The organism is Halobellus inordinatus, assembly GCF_024464655.1.
GTDB lineage: Archaea > Halobacteriota > Halobacteria > Halobacteriales > Haloferacaceae > Haloquadratum > Haloquadratum inordinatus.
Map to the genome: position 1 here is coordinate 307,655 of NZ_JANHAV010000001.1, position 18,699 is coordinate 326,353.

The window sequence follows — 18,699 nt, forward strand, 5'->3', positions numbered from 1 at the left end:
GGACTCGCCGGGCGATTCGGCGGCGGAGCGGTCGGAGTACGAGACGACGCTCGTGGAACTGCTCGCGCTATCCGTGCTTGGCGGTGTCGACGGTCGCAGTCCAGTAGGAGACCGACGCCAGCGCGTCGCCGACCGACGTCTCGCCGATCGACGTGTCGAGGTCGCGGAACTCCTGGGCGATGCCGTTCGGAATCTTGCGGTAGAAGCCGTACGGGAGCAGGAAGTCGTGTGCGGCGTCGACCATCGACAGGCCGGCGCCGTCGAGCAGCCGTTCGACCTGATCCGAGGAGTAGAGATGCGAGCCCATCGGGAGCAGCCAATTGTAGACGACGCGGGTGCTCTGCTCGTTGAAGGTGTCGAAGAAGACGATGTCTTTCGAGACGCGAGCCATCTCGGCTATGAACTTCGCCGGCGTCTCCGCGAGGTGGAAAAACCGCATCGCGAAGACGGCGTCGAAGTGGTTGTCGGGGAAGGGCAGCCGGGCGGCGTCGCCGCGGAGGAACTCGATGTGGTCGGCGACGCCGGCCTGCCGAGCCTTCTCGCGGCCTTGGGCCAACATCGCGTTGGAGATGTCGAGTCCGACGATGTTCGCCCCGCGTTCGGCCAGCATCACGGTGAACCGCCCCGTCCCGCAGGCGATTTCGAGGACGTCTTTGTCCTCGACAGGTCCGATCGCTTCGACGACGGCCCGTTTCTCGCGGCTGTCGATGAGTCTCCCGCCCCGTGAGAACCGCTTCGAGTCGTACTCCTGGGCGACGTCGTCAGCCTGGTACCACTCCTTTCCTTTCACGCTATCTGCCAGTCCACGCTCGCGGACTAAAACCGTACTGGATGCGCGTCGCGTCCGCCATCGCTTGAACGGATCGACGATCCGTCCGCTTGCCCGTATTCGGATGTGAATTCTACACCCTTGTATGTGTTTAAGGTCTACGGATTATATTGTCTCACTTGTAGACAACATTTACCAGGAATACGTTGCTCTGTGTGCCTATGAGCACCAGTACCGCAGAAATCGACGGCGACGATCCCCTCTCGGAAGCGGAGTACCGCGACCGGCTCCGGGAACTGCCGCCGAGCGCGAAACTCGTCGCCAAGGTTCTCGAAGGCGACGCGCCGCTCTCGCAGGGGCAACTCGCCGAAGAATCGCTCCTTCCGGACCGGACCGTCCGCTACGCGCTCAACCGTCTGGAAGACGCCGACCTCGTCGGCTCCCGATACAGCTTCAAAGACGCCCGAAAGCAGGTCTACTACCTCAACACCTGACGGCTTTCGGCGACTCGTCCTCCGTCGCTTCCCGTTTTCTTCTACGCGCCGCTCACTCACTACGGGAGACGTGACGGTAGCGTTTTCTTCCGACGGCCAGTAACTCGGGTCGTGACTTCGGCCCGCCAACGCGATGCCCCCGTTCGCCGCATCTCCGTCCCGGTCGACGGCCGCGTGCCGACCGGCTCGACGAACGCGTACCTCGTCGGCGACGATTCCGCACTGCTCGTCGATCCGCCCGCCCGGACCGACGACCTCGACGCCGCGGTCGCCGACGCCACCGTCGACCACATCGCCGTCACGCACGCACACCCCGACCATATCGGTGGTGTCGAACCGTACGCCGCCGAGACGGGCGCGACCGTCTGGTGCCGTCGCGGCCGCGAAGACCACTTTGCGCGGGCTGCGGGGATCCGGCCCGATCGGACGTTCGTCGAGGGGAGCGAACTGCCGATCGGTGACGGCGTCTCCGTGATCGACGTGCCGGGGCACGCGCCCGACCACGTCGCCTTCGAGACTGCGAGCGGGACGCTCTGCGGCGACGTCGCCGTCGCCGAGGGGAGCGTCGCCGTCGCCGCGCCCGAGGGAGACATCCGCGCGTACCTCGTCGCACTCCGGCGGCTCTACGCCCGGAATCCATCGCAGTTGTTCCCTGGACACGGCCCCGCCATTGCGGACACGCGGGCCACCTGTGAACGCCTGCTTCGGCACCGACTCGACCGCGAACAGCGGGTCCTCGATGCCGTCCGATCGGGTGCCACAAGCGTCGATGCGGTGCTCGACGCCGCCTACGACGCCGATCTCACGGGCGTCCGTGATCTCGCGCGGGCGACCGTCGTCGCGCACCTCGATAAACTGGACGTGGAGAACTCGGTCGTGTTCGACCGAACGGCCGAGACCGTCGAAGCGCGCTGACGGGTCGGCGTCGGAGCGTTTGTTGCTGATCGAGAAGATTTTGTCCGCGCCGCTGTGAGAGAAACCGTGAGCGACGCGCCGACGCTGGAGACCGAACTCGCCCGCGCTCGCGACCTGTCGGTGTCGGAACTGGCGGACGCGATCGAGTCGATCGGCTTCGAGTGCACGCGCTGTGGCGCGTGCTGTACGGGCCACGAGAGCGCCGATTCCGAGACCAGAGAGCCCCACACTGCGACGGTGTTCCCCGACGAAGTGCGGGCGCTGCAAGCGGCCGCGAGCGGGGCCGGTGACGAACCGAGCGACGACGCTTCGGATGGCGACGCCGCGGAATCCTACGACTGGCGCGACGTCGCCCGCCCGATGCCGTACGGGATCACCGAGGGCGAGGACGGCCCCCACGGCGAGACGTTCGAGTGGGCGATCCAGACGGACGCCTGCGGCGACTGCGTGTTCTACGAAGAGAACGACGACTGGGGTGAGGAACCCGGCCTCGGGGCCTGTCGTGTCCACGAGGACCGCCCGCTCATCTGTCGGACCTACCCGTTCAGCGTCGCGCTCGGCGGGACGAGCCAGCCGATGGGCGAGGCTGTCGACGAGGCCGGGATGGTCCGCGCCCACGAGTGCGAAGGACTGGGTCGCGACATCTCCCGCGCGGACGCGGAGGAGTTGGCGGCGGCGCTCAAAGAGCGCGCGGTCCGCGAACTGGAGGAGGCGATCGGCGTCCGCGACAACTACAGCCCCGTCGATACCGAGGGCGTCGTCGTGTACGACTCCGAGGGACCGAAGCGCGCGGACGGGTCGCCGATTCGCGACGCGGAGTAACCGTACGCGGCGCCCGGTAGGAGGGTTCTTGAGCGCTCCCTCCATAGCTGGCTCCGATGACCGCCGAACTCTTCGAGCAGATCGAACGCGCGAGCGAGGGCGACGAGGTGGCGATCACCCTCGACACGGACACAGTCACCGTCGGCAGCGTGGAGCTCGCGTCGCCGATCGTGACCCGCGTGGCCGCAGTGACCGAGGAGACCATCGACGCGCGGCAGAAAGACGTCGACATCGACGGGATCGTCGACCGACGGGTTCTGCGTCTCGTCCCGTGCTCACACGACACTCGACACGAGGCGTACATCGTCGAGACCCAGAGCCCCGTCGTCGGCGACGACCGGGTGCTCCCGCTCCGGATGCAGCGCCGAAGCGGGTGTGGCCCGGCGGACGACCTCGATTCGCTGTCTCCGGTGGCTGACATCGAATCCATCGAGGTTCGCTCGTAGACGAAAGTTCTTCCACGATCCCCGCCGAGCGACCGCTATGCGAATCAGCGTCATCGGCGGCAGCACGATCGACGACGACACGGCCGAAGTGGCGACGAATCTGGGCCGACACATCGCACAGCGGGGCCACACCGTCGTTTGCGGCGGTCTCGGCGGCGTGATGGAAGCCGTCTGTCGCGGCGCCGACGAGGCCGGCGGGCACACGATCGGGATCCTCCCGACGGACGACCGCGCCGATGCCAACTCGTTCGTCGACGAGGCGATCGCGACGGGCCTCGGGCACGCGCGCAACGCACTCGTCGTGATGAACGGCGACGCCGTCGTCGCGGTCGACGGCAGCGGGGGGACGCTCTCGGAACTCGGCTACGCTGCGGTCTACGAGCGGCCGACGGCCGGCATCGGCACGCACGACGCAAATCACGTCGAAGCGGTCGAGACCGCCGAACGAGCGGTCGAGTACGTCGAAAACGCGGTCGCTGCTAGTGGCGGCTCAGTCGTCGACGACGAATAACAGGAGCGGCACGCTCGCGGTACGGGTGGCGGAAGCAGGACACGACGCGGGAGCGGGACGCGCCGCGGAGGCCACCCGCGCCGGTCGGTACCGTCGAGACGCTTACCAGGTGCCGTGGAAGGTGTCGAACGAGAGCGAATCGAGCGGCTCGTCGCCGACGGCGATCCGGTACTCCTGGGGCGTCAGCATCGGCTTGTGGAACCGCGGCCCGTCGTCAGTCGTGATGCGGGGACAGCCCGTGTTGACGAACGCGTCCATGTCGAAGTTCCTGAGCCTGTCCGGCGTCACTTCGTCCATCGTGATGAGATAGGCGTCGTCGTTGTCCTCGATGATGGACTCTGCGATCTCCATCCGACCCTGGCCGATCTTCGTACAGAAGATCACGCCCCACTTCTCGGCGTCCATCGCGCGGTGGACCGCGCCGTACCGCTGTTTCATAAACTTCTCCGTGTCCGCGACGGTGACGACGTTGTTGACGGGGTCTGCGATGAGAACCTTCTTCTCGGGGTGCTCCATCGCGAGGCCGAGCGGGTGGAACTTCCCGCCGCCGACGTAGAGCACCTGATCGGCGTCGATGTCGGCCGAGGCGTAGTTGCAGCCGAGGACCTGCCCCTCGTAGGTCAGGCGGTCGTCGCCGCGGCGGGTGTGGACGTCGTAGCCGCGTTCTTCGAGCCACTCGACCATCTCCTCGAAGCGATTCATGTGCTGCGCCGTCGTCACGAGACCGACCTCCTCTTCGGGCAACTCGTCGACGGCCTCTTCGAGGATCGGGAACGGGTCGACGTTCGAGAACAGCGGCACGTAGATGATGTTCTCCGATTCCTTCATCGGCGAGTGGCCGAAGTGCACGAACACGTCGGTCCGCCGCATCAGGTAGGTGTCGAGGTCACACGCCCCGTAGCAGGGCTGTCCCGACAGCATAAACGTCACGTCGTCGTCGCACAGTTCTCGGAGGTCGTCGGCGACGGCCGGCCCGCGGCGCTTCAGCCCCTCGGGGAACTGCAGGCCGACTTTCGTCGCGTCACGTTCTTCGATGGCTTCGACGATGCGGTCGAGTTCGTAGTCCCACTCCCGGTCGTGCTTCAGCGACATCCCGGTGTTTCGGAGATCACCCTCCGTGGCGCCGTCCTGACTCATTGCAACGCCGTAGCCGGTCGACGCTGATAACGTCGGCGGTTCCGAGAACCGGGCGAACGACCGTGAGAGTGCGGCTCAGTGGGTGGCCAGCGTGTCCGAGATTCTCTGGGTCCGGCACCTTGAAACACATCGCGTCCGAACGTACGTCGATGAGCGTCCAGACAGACCGACTCGAAGAACTCGGCAGCGACCTCGGCGAAGCCATCGCGGAGACGCCCGAGTACGAGGCGTTCGAGGAAACGAAAGCGGCCGTCGAGAACGACGACGACGTCCAAGAGCAGATCGCGACGTTCCAGGAACTCCGCGAGCAGTATATGCAGGCCCGTCAGACTGGGGACGCGAGCGAAGCGGCACTCCAGAAGGTCCAGTCCGCCCAGCAAGAGCTTCACTCGATGCCGAAGATGGCCGCCTATCTGGAAGCCCAAGAGGAACTCCAGGAGCGCCTGCAGTCGATCAACGAGGCGATCTCCGACCCATTGGCGATCGACTTCGGCGGCGAAGCCGGCGGCTGCTGTCACGACTAACTCGGCGAGTCGGCTGTTTTCGGTCCGTCTTCACCTGGGTCCGAGCGTTCAAGTACCGAGACGGGACCAGCGACGGTATGCTCGCTATCGCCGGCGGGAAGGGAGGCAGCGGCAAGACGACGACCACGCTGGGACTGGCGCGGGCGGTCGACGGGCCGACGCTCGCTGTGGATGCCGACTGCGACCTGCCGAACCTCCACGCGCTCGCGGGCGTCCCGCGCGACCCTTCGCCCGGTGGCTTCGGCCATCCGGACCCGGCGTCGCCCAGTTCTGAAACTCGGATTCTACCTGCTCCGCAGGACGCACCCGACGGCGTCGGCGGACGGCTGCGACGGCTCGTCGATAGCGACGACGACGCCACCGTCCTCGTCGACTGTCCGGCCGGTGCTGGTCCGGATGCGACCGTCCCGCTGCGCGTCGCCGACGCCGTCCTCCTCGTCGCGACGCCCTGCGTCGCCGCGCTCCGTGACGCGGCAAAGACGGCTGCGATGGCGCGCGCGGTCGGCACGCCGGTCGTCGGTGGCGTCCTCACGCGGGCACTGCTCGCGCCGCCCGGCGTCGACGACTTGCTCGGCTGTCCGGTTCTCGCGACGGTCCCGCCTGCGGCCGATCCGCTCGCTGCGCCTCCCGTCAGACGAGCGTACGACGACCTCGCACAGGCAGTCTGCGACCGACCAAAAAGCTAAACCGCTCGCCCGCGAACGCCCCGTCGTGGCAGGGAGACTCTCGACTGGCGTCAGCGTCCTCGATCGCCAACTCGACGGCGGGATCCCGCCGGGGAGCATCGTGCTTCTCGCCGCGGACCCCGCCAGCCAGTCGGAGCTGTTTCTCTACGAACTGACGGCAGTACGGGCGACGCTGTATCTCACGACGATCCGCTCGGATCAGGCGATCCGCGACGCGATCGACCGCGCGCCCGGACACGTCGGGGACCCGACGGTCAGAGACGTCGGCGGTAATGCACCGCTGGACACGGCGAACCGCTTCGTTCGCGACCTCCCCGAGGGCGCGAACCTCGTTATCGACGTCGTCGACGCGTTAGAGGAGACCGAGCCGGCGCGATACCGCCAGTTCCTGAACGAACTCCAGACGCATATGGTCAACACCGGCGGGCTGGCGATCGTCCACGGGATGAAACAGGAGACCGAACCCCGGAACCGGAGCTACACGAAGCATATGTCCGATGTCGTGTTCGACCTCCGCACGAAGATCGACGGCTCCGAGATCGAGAACCGACTCGCCGTTCCGAAGTTCCGCGGCGGACACCCGCCCGAGGAGACGATCAAACTCCGCTTGGGCGAGCGCGTCACCGTCGACACGAGCCGCGACATCGCATAGGCCGACCCCGTCGCTGGGCGGTATTTTCGACTGCTCGTTCTCATCGATCGACGCGAGCGTGCGGGCGCCTCATAATGATTACTCTCGTCTCTTACCGCCGACCATCGCCACCGGGAGTGGCGCTCGGCGGTCAACAGTGAGAGTAATCACTATCAGACGACGCCGAAGTAGACGAACGCGCCGAGCGTGACTGCGACCGTCAGGAGCGACCAGTTCCGCGCGGTGTCGAGACCGCCGAGCTGCAGCCGCTTCGTGAACAGCGAGAGGAAGTACGGACCGAGGGGAAGCAGCCGCCAGACGAACGCGATCTCGCGGCCGAGGCCGTACCTGAGCCCGAGCGTCAGTCCGATCGTACAGGCCGCGGCGACGACCGCGACCCGCAGATCGTCGGTAGCGAGTCCGGCGTTCGAGAGTTCAGTGCTCGTAGATTCGTCTGGCATCGGTGTGCATCACCTAGCGGGAGTCGTGTGGGGTCGACCACCCGATCGATCTTCGAGTCGCGAAACCGACTTTCCGGTGCGTTACTCTTCGAGGTCGGCGTCGAGTTCGTCGGCGAGTTCGTCGGCGTCGACGTCGACGTCCTCGATAGCTTCCTCGATGTCTTCGGGGGCCGCGCCGCCTGCGCCGCCCATCATTCCGCCGAGACCGCCCATCATTCCGCCCATCCCGTCGATGGTCTCCTGGACGATGACGCGGTCGAGATCGAGTCGGTCCATCACGTCCTGTGCGATCTGCTGCTTCGAGAAGAGCCACTGCTGATTCATCGTCATCTGCGGCGTGGCTTCGATGTACAGCGTCTCCTTCTCGACTTCGACGGTCTCCGTCTCGGGGTCGGCGTCTTCGTCGTCCTCGTCGGACTCGACGACCTGCTCTTCTTCGACGGTGTCGGTCTCGATCCAGACCTCGGGAGCCTCCTGGAGGTACATCTCCAGCATACTGGCGGCCTGTTCCTCGCGGTCGTCGACGACGTCGAGGACCTCGTAGTCGTACTCGAGGTCCTCGCCCGCGAGCGGGTGGTTGAAGTCGACGCGAGCGCGGCCACTGACGATGGTCACGATCTGGCCCTGCTCGCCGTCGATCTGGACCTGTGCGCCGGGGTAGCGGCTCTCTTCGTCGATCTTGTTGGCGCTGACCGTTCGGACCTCGTCGTCGTCGTACTCGCCGAAGGCCTCGGCGGCGGCGATGTCGACGGTGCCGGTGTCACCGACCTCCGCGCCGATGAGCGCCTCGTCGACGCTTTCGAAGACGTGTCCGGCGCCGACGACGATCACGCGCGGCTCGAACTCGTACTCGTCGGTGTCGATTTCGGCTTCTTCGGCCGTTTCTTGGTCGGTCGTGTCGACGACGCGACCGTCGTCTGTCGTCCGGAGCGTGTAGGCGAGACGGACGAAGTCGCCGTCCTGGATAGCGTCCTCGGCGACGTCGTCCTCGGCGTCTGCCTGCGATTCGGCGGCGTCCGCCTGCTGTTCGTCACTCATACGCTGACCATCTCCCGTGCGACCCTTAAGAATCACGTTTCGACTTGGGCAGGGAATACCGACGCAGCGGCCGTTTGCCGGGAGAAACGTGGGACGCTACGCGGATGCTGGCGTCAGCGACGGCGATGACGCCTCTCGGGCGCTCCTGTCGCAGATCGACAGACTCGAGACACCGCGCTGGATGCTTCGCCGTGAACAAACAGTGTAGAGAGATGGATGAGTGTGGGCGAACTCACACGTCGTGCTGTGGGATACCGACCACACGGCTCAGGACGTAGCCGAGGGTGAGGCCGTATATCCAGTGTCCGAGGAGCGAGAAGACGAGGAAAGACGACGACGTCAAGAGCCCCACGTCGGGCCAGAAGGCCGGCACGAATCCGAACCAGAACGCCGTCGCGAACGTCGCACCGCGAAGGTAGCGCGGCGACTCCGGCGGAAGGAACGCTCCGACGACGAGGAACGTCAGCGGGAGCGCGACCGTGCCGCCGAAGGCGAACAGCACGATGCCGAGGTAGATCGTCGGTTCGAGTCCGAAAAACGAAGCCAGTCCAGCGAATTGCGTCACTGGTGCGGTTCGGAACAGCCCTAGAAGCTCCGGAATACCGACGAGAACGGGGAGCATCGCCACCGTTCCTAACAGTCCACCTGCCATCGAACCGAGGACGACGCGAGCGGTGATCAGAATCCCGAACGATTCGATACCGTCTACATCCTCGTCTACCGCGTCAACGGGACGCTCTGCGGTTTCACTGCTCATAGTATGGTCCCGTCCAAACGTAGGATTTCTATAATGATAAATAACTATGTTTACTGTCGGTCTCCCGGTACTACGTACGGTCGATTCCGACCGCTTTTCTCCGGTGAGACCGACCGACTGGTATGTTCGAGGTCGAGGTCAAACTGCGCGCCTCACACGACGCTATCCGCCCGGCGCTCGCCGAGGCGGACGCAGTGTTCGTCGAGCGAGTCACGCAGGTCGACACCTACTACGACGCGCCGCATCGCGACTTTGCCGAGACGGACGAGGCGCTCCGTCTCCGCCGCGAGACGCGGGAGTCTGACGTCGAGGGCGAACTGGACAGACGCTCGGACGATGACCCCGCGCGGGCGGACCAGGGGGTAGCGACGACCAAACTGACTTACAAAGGTCCGCTCGTCGACGCCGACTCGAAGACTCGCGAGGAGCACGAGACCGGCGTCGACGACGGCGACACCGCCGAAGCGATCTTCGACGGTCTCGGGTTCGAGCCAGCAGCAGTCGTCGAAAAGCACCGGGCCTTCTACGAACTCGACGGCTACACCGTCACGCTCGATCAGGTCGCCGGCCTCGGCGAGTTCGTCGAAGTCGAAGCCGAAGCGGAAGCGAGCGACGACGTCGCGAGCGTCCGAGAGGGCGCCTTCGACGTCCTTCGGACGTTAGGTCTCGACCCGACGGATCAGATCCGGACCTCCTATCTCGGTATGCTACTCGAAGCCGACGCCGAGTAAATACCCGGTAGTAATATTATTCCGACGGATCTTTTCCGCAAGTTATAGAACCGCCCGGGAAGTAGCCAGGGGTAATGACCGAACGGAACATCGCTATCGAGGCTGCAGACCGAACTGCAGTCGAGGACCAGGAGGTCGAAATCGTCGAGCGGAAGGGTATCGGCCACCCGGATTCGATCTGCGACGGCATTGCAGAGAGCGTCTCCCGTGCGCTCTCGCAACTCTATCTGGACCGTGTTGGCAAAGTCCTCCACTACAACACCGACGAGACACAGCTCGTCGCCGGCGAGTCAGCCCCCCAGTACGGCGGCGGCGAAATCGTCGAACCCATCTACGTTCTCATCGTCGGTCGCGCGACCAAGACGTACGACGGCCAGCGGCTCCCGGTCGACGCGGCGGCGATCGCCGCGGCCCGCGACTACCTGAACGAGAATATCCCCGAACTGGAAGTCGGCACCGACGTCGTCATCGACACTCGGCTCGGCGAGGGCTCCGGCGACCTTCAGGACGTCTTCGGTGAGGACGGCGCGGAAGTCCCGATGTCGAACGACACCTCCTTCGGCGTCGGCCACGCGCCGCTCACCGAAACCGAGGAGATCGTCCTGACCGTCGAGCGGGAACTCAACGGCGCGTACGCCGACGAGCATCCCGAACTCGGCCCCGACGTGAAGGTGATGGGAAAGCGCGAGGGCGATCACATCGACATCACCGTCGCCGCGGCGATGGTCGACGCCCACGTCGAGGATCTCGACGACTACGACGACGCCGTCGAGCGCGTCCGGGAGTTCGTCGGCGGGGTCGCTCGCGGGCTAACCGACCGCGAGGTCCACGTCGACGTCAACACCGCCGACGACTACGCCGAGGGATCGATCTACCTCACCGTCACCGGCACCAGCGCGGAGATGGGCGACGACGGCTCGGTCGGTCGCGGCAACCGTGCCAACGGCCTCATCACGCCCAACCGCCCGATGAGTATGGAGGCGACCTCCGGAAAGAACCCCGTCAACCACATCGGAAAGATCTACAACCTCCTCTCGACGGACATCGCCGAGACCGTCGTCGACGACGTCCACGGCATCCGCGACCTCCAGGTCCGACTCCTCTCACAGATCGGCCGCCCGATCGACCAGCCCCACGTCGCCGACGCGAAGATCGTCACCGAGGAGGGCGTCGAACTCGACGAGATCGAACCGGAGATCCGCGACCTCATCGACGACCGACTGGCGAACGTCACCGACGTCACCCGGCGCGTGATCGACGGCGAGCTGTCGACGTTCTGATAGGGATTATCGTAAGTCCGCATAGATGTCTCGCCGGACGGGACGGCGAGACTCTCCGAACAGTTACGATAATCCCTATGAGGACTTCCACAGTCCCGACCCACGACGCGTTTCGACGTTCTGAAACCCGCTGACGCAAAATATACTGTGTGAGCGGAACGAACCCCCCGGACGCGACTGACCCGACCAACGCCGTGCTAGTCGGTCACGGCGACTTCGGCGCGAAGAGCAGCGCGGTCCGCGCAAAGATGGCCGAGCGGGTCGCCGCCGACCTCGCGGCCGCGTTCGCCGCAGCGGAAATTGACGCGACGGTCGAACGTCCGTGGTCGCGCGTCGTCGTCCGCACCGACCAGCCGACGGCGGCCGCACGTGTCGCTGCGACCCTGCCCGGCGTCGCGTTCGCCCGCCCTGCCGTCGCCGTCACTCCCCGACTCGACCTGATCCGCGACGCCACCCGACGGCTCGCTGCGGCCAGTTCACAGACGGCCGCGGAGTCGTACGCGGTCGACGGCGACCGAATCGGGCCAGCGGACGCCCACGACTTCTCGACCCGTGATCTCAAGGTCGAAGCCGGACGCGTCGTCGGCGAGGAAACGGGTAGCCCCGTCGACCTCGACGATCCCGACCGGACTTACCGGATCGAAGCGCGCGAGACCGAGGCGTTCGTCTCGGCGCGACGGTTCGACGGCCCCGGCGGCCTCCCGGTCGGCACCCAGGGTCGCGCCGTCGTCCTCGTCAGCGGCGGTCTCGACTCGCCGGTGGCGATGTGGCGGCTCCTCCGTCGCGGCGTCGTCGCGATCCCCGTCTACGTCGACCTCGGTGACTACGGCGGCTCCGACCACCGCGCGCGGGCGCTCGAAGTGATCGAGAGGCTCGCCGCACGCGCCCCGCGCGCCGACACCCGTCCACGGATCGTCGACGGCGGCCCGTTCGTCGAGCGCGTCGTCGAGACCACTGACAACACTCGGATGCTGTCGCTCCGGCGTGCGATGCTCGCCGCCGCGGAGGCCGTCGCCGAACGCGACGACGCCCACAGCATCGCGACGGGCGAGGCGCTGGGGCAGAAATCCAGTCAGACCGGGGCGAATCTCGCAGCGACGGACGCGGCGGTTTCGGTCCCAGTCCACAGACCGCTTCTCACCGTCGACAAGCCAGACATCGTGGCCGAAGCGCAGGATCTCGGGACGTACACGGACGCGACGCTCCCGGTCGGCTGTGACCGGATCGCTCCCTCTCATCCGGAGACGAACGCGACGCGCTCGGACGTCGTCGCCGCCGAACCCGACGGGCTTCTCGACATCGCACGCGAGGCGGGGCGGAACGCGGAGATCGTCCCCCTGTGAACGCGCGACACCCGGAATTGTGCGAACGTATATCGGGTTGTGCGTGAAAGTTACGCACAGTAAGATTTCCGTGTGAAAGACCGGGTTAAAATGCATTTACATACTTCCAGACCGTACGTACGGTCGATGTCAAAGACGTGCCGTCCCTCCCCGTCGTCCGCCGATCCCGAGTGGAACGTGCGGCAGGTGGTCCCGCGTAGCGAGTGGGACACCACCACCGAAGCGTGCCCGACCTGCGGTGAGCCAGTCGAACTCTGCGGTCCGCACTACCAGGTCGAACTCGACCGCGAGCGGGCGGCCGCCGCTGGCTCGAAACTGACGCGTGAGCGCCGACTACTCTCGTTCTGTGACGAGTCGTGTGCGACCTCGTGGCTCGACGACGTCGAGAGTCGGTGAACCTCGGCGTCGTTCGCGCTGTGAACGCGCCGCACGACTGCTGACGGCACTCCTCCGCGATACTGCTGACGGCACGTCCCCCCCACGTCCTCCCGACGCTCTTTTCGGCTCCTCGCTTTCATAGGGATTATCGTAACTGTTCGGAGAGTCTCGCCGTCCCGTCCGGCGAGACATCTATAGTAGCGTTTGCAACTGATTACACAGCCAATCGCACGACTGCGTGCGATTAGATGCGTGAAGACTTGCAAACGCTACTATATGCGGACTTACGATAGTCCCTATCACTTCGTCCTGTGACGCCTCGCACCGGAACCGATTTATGACCACATTCGAAACCGCCGGACAGTACGCCGCGCCGTCGCGCGGCCCCGATCCAATGATTCACACGTCGTCGCACTCCGTCTTCGCACCGGCCCGCAAGCGATCCGGCGGTCGCCGCCCACGACAGCCGTGACGCGGGTCTGCTTCGTCGGCTCGCCGGACGTCGACGTCCAGTACGAACTGCTCTCCCGGGAGACGGCTCGCGAGGCGCTCTCGACGTACGAGCGCTACGCCCCCTTCGAGAACTCGCTGGCCGTCGATACGGTGAGCCTCGGCGCCGCGGTGTCGCTGTGCAACGACCTGAACTGGTATCTCGTCCGGTTCGTCGACCTCGCGGTCGTCCGTGAGCCGAGTGTTTCGAGCGACGAGTGGCTAAGTCGGTCGCTGGCGGCGGCGGTCCGCGACGGCGACGTCCGGCCCGAAGACACCGGCGAGCGGGTGGCCATCTACGGCGTCGAGGACGGCCGTCTCGTCGAACCGATGTACGTCACCCGCCGACCGGACGGCACCCTCCCGTCCTACGACCTCCGGCCAGTCTCGGAGACGGTCGTCGTCCGCGTGACCGACGACGAGTTCGAGGACGGGTGACGTACCAGGGCCACCGCAAATGGGTGTTCCGCGGACCGCGCGTCTGACGCTCGTCTGCCGGCTCCCGTCGTCTCGAGGGGGCCGAGCGACGCTCGCTGCGAACAATTAAGACGAACGCTCCCGATCAGCGGCATATGGACGAGACACCCGAGAAGATCACGACGCTCGTCGGCCGCGAGGTGTACTCGAACGAAGGCGTCTTCGTCGGCGAAGTCGCGGACGTCCGAATCGACCTCACCGAGCGGCAGGCCGTCACCGGACTCGCGCTCACTCAACTGAACGACGAACTATTCGCCGGCGTCGTCGGCGGACAGAAAGGCGTCATCCTCCCGTACCGATGGGTCCGCGCCGTCGGCGACGTCATCCTCGTCAACGACGTGACGCTCCACGACGTCATCGAGCAGATGTCGAAGCCGAACGGCGAAGAGGAAGACTCGGCGCTGGTGTAATCGGCCGACCGCTTTCGTACGATCTCGAACCGGGCGTTCTACCGCACCAGGAATTCTGTCGAAGCAAGACGTCGGCTGAGCCGGATACTGAACCGATCTCGATTTCGCGTCTTCGGTTCCGACCAACAGTCATTTGCGGGCCGAGGGTGTACGCGCAGGTATGTCGGACGAATCAGACGATCACGCCGCTGAGAACGACGCAGACGAATCGCCGGACGCCGACGCTGACTCCGAGGAGAAATCCTTCCGCGAGCGCGTCGAGGAGATTCGCGAGCGACGAGCCGAGGAGCGAGAGGAAGGCGACCGCCCCGAGCCCGAAGAGATGATGGGCGGCGGCGGTCCCGGTGGCGCCGGTGGCAACCCCTTCGCACAAATGATGAGCGGGATGATGGGCGGTGGCGGTCCCGGCGGTATGGGTGGCGGCCCCGGTGGAATGGGCGGCGGCCCCGGCGGGATGGGCGGCCGCGAGGAAGAGTCCGCTGGCAACGAGGAACTCGTTCGCGAGGTCCGTCAGCTCCGCGACGAAGTCCGCGATGCGACCCGACAGCTCCAGCGGATCGCACAGGCCGTCGAAGACCTCGACGACTGAAGGCCTCTGCTGCGGTCGGTGGCTGCGACGCCCGTTACGTCCGTTTTTTCTCGATGACGCGCTCGTAGAGCGACGCCAGTTTATCGACCGCGTGCTCGACGCTCAGTTCCTCGCGCTGTGCGAGACAGGACTCCGCGAGCGTCGCGCGCTCGTCGAGCACGCGCCGGATCGTGTCGCGACAGCCGTCGACGTCGCCGTGTGCGTAGTGATAGCCCGTGACGCCGTCTTCGACGGTGTTCGAGAGCGCGCCGGCGTCGACAGCGACGACGGGCGTCCCGCAGGCGTTCGCCTCCAGCGCGACGAGCCCCTGGGTCTCCACGGGGCTCGGGAAGACGAACGCGTCGAGCGCGGAGTAGAACGCGGGAAGTTCCTCGCGCGGGAGAAAGCCCAGAAAGTGCGCGTCGAGACCGAGGTCGTCGGCCAGCGCTTCCAGATCGTCGCGTGCCGGTCCGTCGCCGCCGAGAACGACCGTCGCGTCCACGCCGGCGGCGGCGCGCAGGAACTCAGAGAGGTTCTTCTCGTAGCCGTGACGGCCGGTGTAGCCGACGAGCGGGCCGGACGGGAGGTCGTAGCGCGCGCGGAACGACTCGGGGTCGGTCGGCGAGAAGAACTCGACGTCGACGCCGTTCGAGAGTACGACCGCCGGCGTGTCGACCGGGACGTTCCCGACCGCACGCTCTTTGGCGTCCTCGCTGGGGCAGACGATCGCGTCCGAACGGGAGAGGAACCACCGCTCGTAGCGCTCGGCGATGCGTTCGATGCCGCGCTCGACGCGCGGTCGAGAGGTGAGATAGTCCGCGTACTCCGCGGTCGGAGTATGGTACGAGGTAACGAGCGGAAGGTCCTCGCGGCGGGCGAGTCGGACGCCGCCGAGACCGACCGCGAAGGGTGTATGTGCGTGTACGACGTCGACGTCCGCGGCGGCCGTGGGGATCCGTGGCGTCCCCAACCGGAAGCCCTCGTACATCGGAAACGGGAGGCTCCCGACCGGGTATTCGCCGTCGTCGGGGTCGTACTCGTCGCTTCCGGGGTAGACGACGTTCATCGTCCCGCCGCGGTCCCGCCAGCGATCGCGCCACGTCTGGATCGTGTAGGAGACGCCGTTCACCGTCGGGAGGTAGGTGTCGGTGAAGGCGGCGACCGAAACGGGATGCATCGGCGGCGATTCACGGACGCGGGCTTAATCAGTTGCGAATCGGACACGGGCAGTACCCGTTACTCGTCGTCGAGGTCGATCGGTCGCCCCGCGCGTTTCGCATCGCGGACCTCGCGATACGTCGCGGCGAGCCGGTCGCCAACGCGGTCGAGGCTGTGTTCCATCGCCGTCTCGCGGGCGTTCTCGCCGAGTCGCCGCCGGAGCTGTTCGTCCTCGGCGAGGCGCTCGACGGCCTCGCGGAACTCGGCTTCGGTCTCGCATTTGATGCAGTCGTGCCCGTCGGTGTAGAACTCCTCGAAGACCGGGATGTCGCGGAGCACGACCGCCTTCCCGCAGGCCATCGCTTCGAGGACGGCGATGCCCTGGTTCTCGTTCTTCGTCGGGAACAGATAGACGTCGCCGGCGCCGTACGCGCCGCGGATGTCGTCGATCCAGCCGGTGAACGTGACGTTCTCGGGCGGATTCGTCGTCCACTGCCGGACGGCTTTCGAGGCGTGGGGTCCGGTGTCGTAGGGGCCGAACCACGCGAAGTCGTACGGCGTCGACTCGGCGACGCGACAGAACGTCGTCAGTCCCTTCCGCTCGAAGACGTTGCCGACGAGGAAGACGACCGTCCCCTCGAGGTCGTAGCGGTCGCGGTACTCCTCGCGGAGGGTCTCGAAGCCCGCCAGCGCGTCGACGTCGACGCCGTTCGTCATCGGGCGGATCGGGGCGTCGACTGGGTACGATTCGAGCACGCGCTTCGTGTACTGGGAGGGACAGAGGACCAGATCCGCCTGCGAGTAGAACCACTTCAGATACCGACCGAGTGCGGGGGCGATCGTCGTCGACCCCCGAAACGACTCGGCGAAGTCCTCGCGCGTGACGTGCGTGTGGAGGATGAGCGGTACGTCGTTTCGTTTGGCGTATCGCGCGACGGCGAGCGATCCGGGACCGACGAGGTTGCAGTGGGCGACGTCGAAGTCCTCGAAGAAGCCGCTGCCGGCCGCGAGCGATCGGACCCCCGAGAGGGGGTCGCCGCCGCGCCACGGCGAGGTCACGACCTCGACGTCGGTGCGTTCGAGCGCGGCGCGCTGTTGGTCAGCGGCGGTCCCGATACCGCTTCGTGCCAGCCGAGATTCGAGTTCGAGGTAGTTGAGCGCGCGGAGAGCCACGTCGCGTGGCCGTTTGCGGTGGGTCCATTTATACTGTCGGCTGTGGAGCCGTGGTGTGCCGTGGTGTCACAGCGACTGTCACGGGCGCGCGTGTCGTCGACGGCGACCGAACGCGAGGGCTACGTCTCGCTTAGCGCCGCTGGGACGCCGCCGGCGGGACTAAGAGGACGTTGTTGTTGCCGCGAGCGACGACGGCCTCAGAGACGCTCCCGAGCAGGAGGCGACGGAGGCGACTCTGCCCCCGCGTCCCCAGCAGCGTCGTCGTCGCGCCGACGCGCTCTTCTTCGGCGAGGATCTCCTGGACGGGGTCGCCGTTGCGGATGTTGGTCCCGGCCTCGATACCCATCTCGCGTTCGACTTCGGCGGCGAGCTCGTCGAGCTTTTCTTGGGCGTCGCTGATCTCCGTGTCGCCGTGCTGCACGTGGAGCAGGTCGACCTCCTGCGTCGCGCCCGTCAGGTGCGGGAGGTACCCGAAGGCCTTCCGGGCGTTCTCCGAGAAGTCCGTCGTAAAGAGGACGTGCTCGAAGAGGTGCTCTTTCACGACCGCCTTGTCGGACTCCGGCGGGGCGATGCGTTCGACCAGCAGCGGGCGGACGGACGTCCGGGCGACGTTTCGTGTCGTGCTCCCGACGAGGCGGTTTTCGAGTGGACTCTCACCACGCGACCCGATGACGACCATATCCGCGTTGAGTCGCTCGGCGAAGCCGTTGATGCGTCGGTATGGGGTTCCGCGCGCCACGTGCGTCTCGACGTCGAAGCCCGCGGACTCGAATACGTCGCGCTGTGCCTGCAGCGCCTGTCGGGCGTCCGAGGCCGCACCCATCCCCGGTAGCCCGCTCGTGACGTTGTCGGGGACGACCGTCACGAGGTGTACCTCCGTGACGCCGATGTTGTCCAGGCAGTCCAGGCACGTCCGTGAGCGGATCGCTGCCTCGTTCGCGTCCGAGAGGTCTGTAGCAAATACGATGCGCATACTTATCATTCGCACCCCACTAACTAATATTGTGCGGTGAGTACAAGAATATGAGACGGCGCCTGGCTGTCCGGGTCCACGCGGCCGACTCGGAACGTCTTTTTCCGCTCGTCACGACGCGTCGGTAATGGGTATCCCGGCTGAACGGATCGAACGGTTGCACGACCTCGCTCGGGAGGCGACGGCCGGGGGAGACGTCGAACGCGCACGCGAGTACGTTCGTCTCGCGCGCCGCATCGCCGAGCGGAACCGCTCGGGCCTCCCGCGCCGGTTCCGTCGGTTCACCTGCGACGAGTGTGACGCGTATCTCCGACCCGGTTCGACCGCACGCGTTCGGCTCCAGTCGGGACACGTCGTCGTCCGGTGTCTCTTATGCGGCGCGACGAAGCGGTATCCGTACGGTGACGAGTAATAGGGACTATCGTCACTGTTCGGAGATTCTCGCCGTACCGTCCGGCGAGATATGTATGAGGACCTACGATCGTTCCTATAAGGGTCTGTCCGCTTCGGCGGCCCAGCCCGTGTGAG

The 18,699-nt window shown here is 66.1% G+C and carries 24 protein-coding genes; 16 read left to right on the forward strand and 8 right to left on the reverse strand.

What is annotated here, in order from left to right; genetic code table 11:
• Positions 1 to 67: 67 nt before the first annotated feature.
• The gene (locus NO347_RS01545; RefSeq protein ID WP_256287957.1) at positions 68 to 790 is read right to left on the reverse strand and encodes a class I SAM-dependent methyltransferase; all 723 of its coding nucleotides are present in this window, start codon (positions 788 to 790) and stop codon (positions 68 to 70) included.
• A gap of 200 nt (positions 791 to 990) precedes the next feature.
• On the opposite strand from NO347_RS01545, the gene NO347_RS01550 reads away from it, so the two are divergent.
• The 5 genes from NO347_RS01550 to NO347_RS01570 all read left to right on the forward strand — a co-directional run bounded on the left by NO347_RS01550 (position 991) and on the right by NO347_RS01570 (position 3,957).
• A complete protein-coding gene (locus NO347_RS01550) occupies positions 991 to 1,263 on the forward strand; it encodes a MarR family transcriptional regulator (protein ID WP_256287958.1) in 273 nt (90 codons plus the stop codon).
• A 111-nt stretch (positions 1,264 to 1,374) separates the two neighbouring features.
• Positions 1,375 to 2,178 (forward strand): MBL fold metallo-hydrolase, encoded by an 804-nt coding sequence (locus NO347_RS01555; RefSeq protein WP_256287959.1) that lies wholly within the window; start codon positions 1,375 to 1,377, stop codon positions 2,176 to 2,178.
• A gap of 66 nt (positions 2,179 to 2,244) precedes the next feature.
• Complete coding sequence (locus tag NO347_RS01560) at positions 2,245 to 3,000, forward strand: YkgJ family cysteine cluster protein (protein ID WP_256287960.1); 756 nt, start codon at positions 2,245 to 2,247, stop codon at positions 2,998 to 3,000.
• 56 nt (positions 3,001 to 3,056) lie between these two features.
• The gene (locus tag NO347_RS01565) at positions 3,057 to 3,446 is read left to right on the forward strand and encodes a hypothetical protein (RefSeq protein ID WP_256287961.1); all 390 of its coding nucleotides are present in this window, start codon (positions 3,057 to 3,059) and stop codon (positions 3,444 to 3,446) included.
• 37 nt (positions 3,447 to 3,483) lie between these two features.
• On the forward strand, positions 3,484 to 3,957 hold the full coding sequence (locus NO347_RS01570) for a TIGR00725 family protein (RefSeq protein WP_256287962.1): 474 nt from the start codon (positions 3,484 to 3,486) through the stop codon (positions 3,955 to 3,957).
• A 102-nt stretch (positions 3,958 to 4,059) separates the two neighbouring features.
• Here the strand turns inward: NO347_RS01570 and dph2 are convergent, their stop codons facing one another.
• Positions 4,060 to 5,094, reverse strand: a complete 1,035-nt coding sequence (dph2, locus tag NO347_RS01575; RefSeq protein WP_256287963.1) for a diphthamide biosynthesis enzyme Dph2 — start codon at positions 5,092 to 5,094, stop codon at positions 4,060 to 4,062.
• Positions 5,095 to 5,243: 149 nt separating this feature from the next.
• Here dph2 and NO347_RS01580 point away from each other — a divergent pair, with 149 nt between their 5' ends.
• The 3 genes from NO347_RS01580 to NO347_RS01590 all read left to right on the forward strand — a co-directional run bounded on the left by NO347_RS01580 (position 5,244) and on the right by NO347_RS01590 (position 6,956).
• Positions 5,244 to 5,618 carry a YlbF/YmcA family competence regulator gene (locus NO347_RS01580; RefSeq protein ID WP_256287964.1) on the forward strand — a complete coding sequence of 125 codons (375 nt, stop codon included), beginning with the start codon at positions 5,244 to 5,246 and terminating at the stop codon, positions 5,616 to 5,618.
• A 77-nt stretch (positions 5,619 to 5,695) separates the two neighbouring features.
• Complete coding sequence (locus NO347_RS01585; protein ID WP_256287965.1) at positions 5,696 to 6,304, forward strand: MinD/ParA family ATP-binding protein; 609 nt, start codon at positions 5,696 to 5,698, stop codon at positions 6,302 to 6,304.
• Between the two features lie 25 nt (positions 6,305 to 6,329).
• Positions 6,330 to 6,956: a DUF7125 family protein gene (locus NO347_RS01590; RefSeq protein WP_256287966.1), complete on the forward strand. Its 627-nt coding sequence runs from the start codon at positions 6,330 to 6,332 to the stop codon at positions 6,954 to 6,956.
• A 152-nt stretch (positions 6,957 to 7,108) separates the two neighbouring features.
• On the opposite strand, the gene NO347_RS01595 is transcribed toward NO347_RS01590, so the two are convergent.
• The 3 genes from NO347_RS01595 to NO347_RS01605 form a co-directional block, all read right to left on the reverse strand.
• Positions 7,109 to 7,396: a DUF8049 family protein gene (locus tag NO347_RS01595; RefSeq protein ID WP_256287967.1), complete on the reverse strand. Its 288-nt coding sequence runs from the start codon at positions 7,394 to 7,396 to the stop codon at positions 7,109 to 7,111.
• Positions 7,397 to 7,477: 81 nt separating this feature from the next.
• Positions 7,478 to 8,434, reverse strand: coding sequence for an FKBP-type peptidyl-prolyl cis-trans isomerase (locus NO347_RS01600; RefSeq protein WP_256287968.1), 957 nt, complete (start codon positions 8,432 to 8,434; stop codon positions 7,478 to 7,480).
• Between the two features lie 232 nt (positions 8,435 to 8,666).
• Complete coding sequence (locus NO347_RS01605; protein WP_256287969.1) at positions 8,667 to 9,191, reverse strand: DUF6789 family protein; 525 nt, start codon at positions 9,189 to 9,191, stop codon at positions 8,667 to 8,669.
• Between the two features lie 122 nt (positions 9,192 to 9,313).
• Here NO347_RS01605 and cyaB point away from each other — a divergent pair, with 122 nt between their 5' ends.
• The 7 genes from cyaB (at position 9,314) to NO347_RS01640 (ending at position 14,888) form a co-directional block, all read left to right on the forward strand.
• Positions 9,314 to 9,922 (forward strand): class IV adenylate cyclase, encoded by a 609-nt coding sequence (gene cyaB / locus NO347_RS01610; protein ID WP_256287970.1) that lies wholly within the window; start codon positions 9,314 to 9,316, stop codon positions 9,920 to 9,922.
• A 74-nt stretch (positions 9,923 to 9,996) separates the two neighbouring features.
• Positions 9,997 to 11,202: a methionine adenosyltransferase gene (locus NO347_RS01615; protein ID WP_256287971.1), complete on the forward strand. Its 1,206-nt coding sequence runs from the start codon at positions 9,997 to 9,999 to the stop codon at positions 11,200 to 11,202.
• A 149-nt stretch (positions 11,203 to 11,351) separates the two neighbouring features.
• The gene (locus NO347_RS01620; RefSeq protein ID WP_256287972.1) at positions 11,352 to 12,545 is read left to right on the forward strand and encodes a tRNA sulfurtransferase; all 1,194 of its coding nucleotides are present in this window, start codon (positions 11,352 to 11,354) and stop codon (positions 12,543 to 12,545) included.
• A 126-nt stretch (positions 12,546 to 12,671) separates the two neighbouring features.
• Complete coding sequence (locus NO347_RS01625) at positions 12,672 to 12,941, forward strand: hypothetical protein (RefSeq protein WP_256287973.1); 270 nt, start codon at positions 12,672 to 12,674, stop codon at positions 12,939 to 12,941.
• A gap of 450 nt (positions 12,942 to 13,391) precedes the next feature.
• Positions 13,392 to 13,850, forward strand: coding sequence for a DUF5804 family protein (locus NO347_RS01630; RefSeq protein WP_256287974.1), 459 nt, complete (start codon positions 13,392 to 13,394; stop codon positions 13,848 to 13,850).
• Between the two features lie 134 nt (positions 13,851 to 13,984).
• Positions 13,985 to 14,299: a PRC-barrel domain-containing protein gene (locus NO347_RS01635; protein ID WP_256287975.1), complete on the forward strand. Its 315-nt coding sequence runs from the start codon at positions 13,985 to 13,987 to the stop codon at positions 14,297 to 14,299.
• Positions 14,300 to 14,459: 160 nt separating this feature from the next.
• Positions 14,460 to 14,888, forward strand: coding sequence for a hypothetical protein (locus tag NO347_RS01640; RefSeq protein WP_121568021.1), 429 nt, complete (start codon positions 14,460 to 14,462; stop codon positions 14,886 to 14,888).
• A 34-nt stretch (positions 14,889 to 14,922) separates the two neighbouring features.
• Here the strand turns inward: NO347_RS01640 and NO347_RS01645 are convergent, their stop codons facing one another.
• The 3 genes from NO347_RS01645 to NO347_RS01655 all read right to left on the reverse strand — a co-directional run bounded on the left by NO347_RS01645 (position 14,923) and on the right by NO347_RS01655 (position 18,171).
• Entirely contained in the window at positions 14,923 to 16,044 is a 1,122-nt protein-coding gene (locus NO347_RS01645) for a glycosyltransferase (protein ID WP_256287976.1), read from the reverse strand.
• Positions 16,045 to 16,103: 59 nt separating this feature from the next.
• Positions 16,104 to 17,198 carry a glycosyltransferase family 4 protein gene (locus tag NO347_RS01650; protein ID WP_256287977.1) on the reverse strand — a complete coding sequence of 365 codons (1,095 nt, stop codon included), beginning with the start codon at positions 17,196 to 17,198 and terminating at the stop codon, positions 16,104 to 16,106.
• Between the two features lie 130 nt (positions 17,199 to 17,328).
• Positions 17,329 to 18,171 carry a universal stress protein gene (locus NO347_RS01655; protein WP_256287978.1) on the reverse strand — a complete coding sequence of 281 codons (843 nt, stop codon included), beginning with the start codon at positions 18,169 to 18,171 and terminating at the stop codon, positions 17,329 to 17,331.
• Between the two features lie 127 nt (positions 18,172 to 18,298).
• Here NO347_RS01655 and NO347_RS01660 point away from each other — a divergent pair, with 127 nt between their 5' ends.
• Entirely contained in the window at positions 18,299 to 18,583 is a 285-nt protein-coding gene (locus tag NO347_RS01660; RefSeq protein ID WP_256287979.1) for a ribonuclease P protein component 4, read from the forward strand.
• The last annotated feature ends 116 nt before the right edge of the window (positions 18,584 to 18,699 follow it).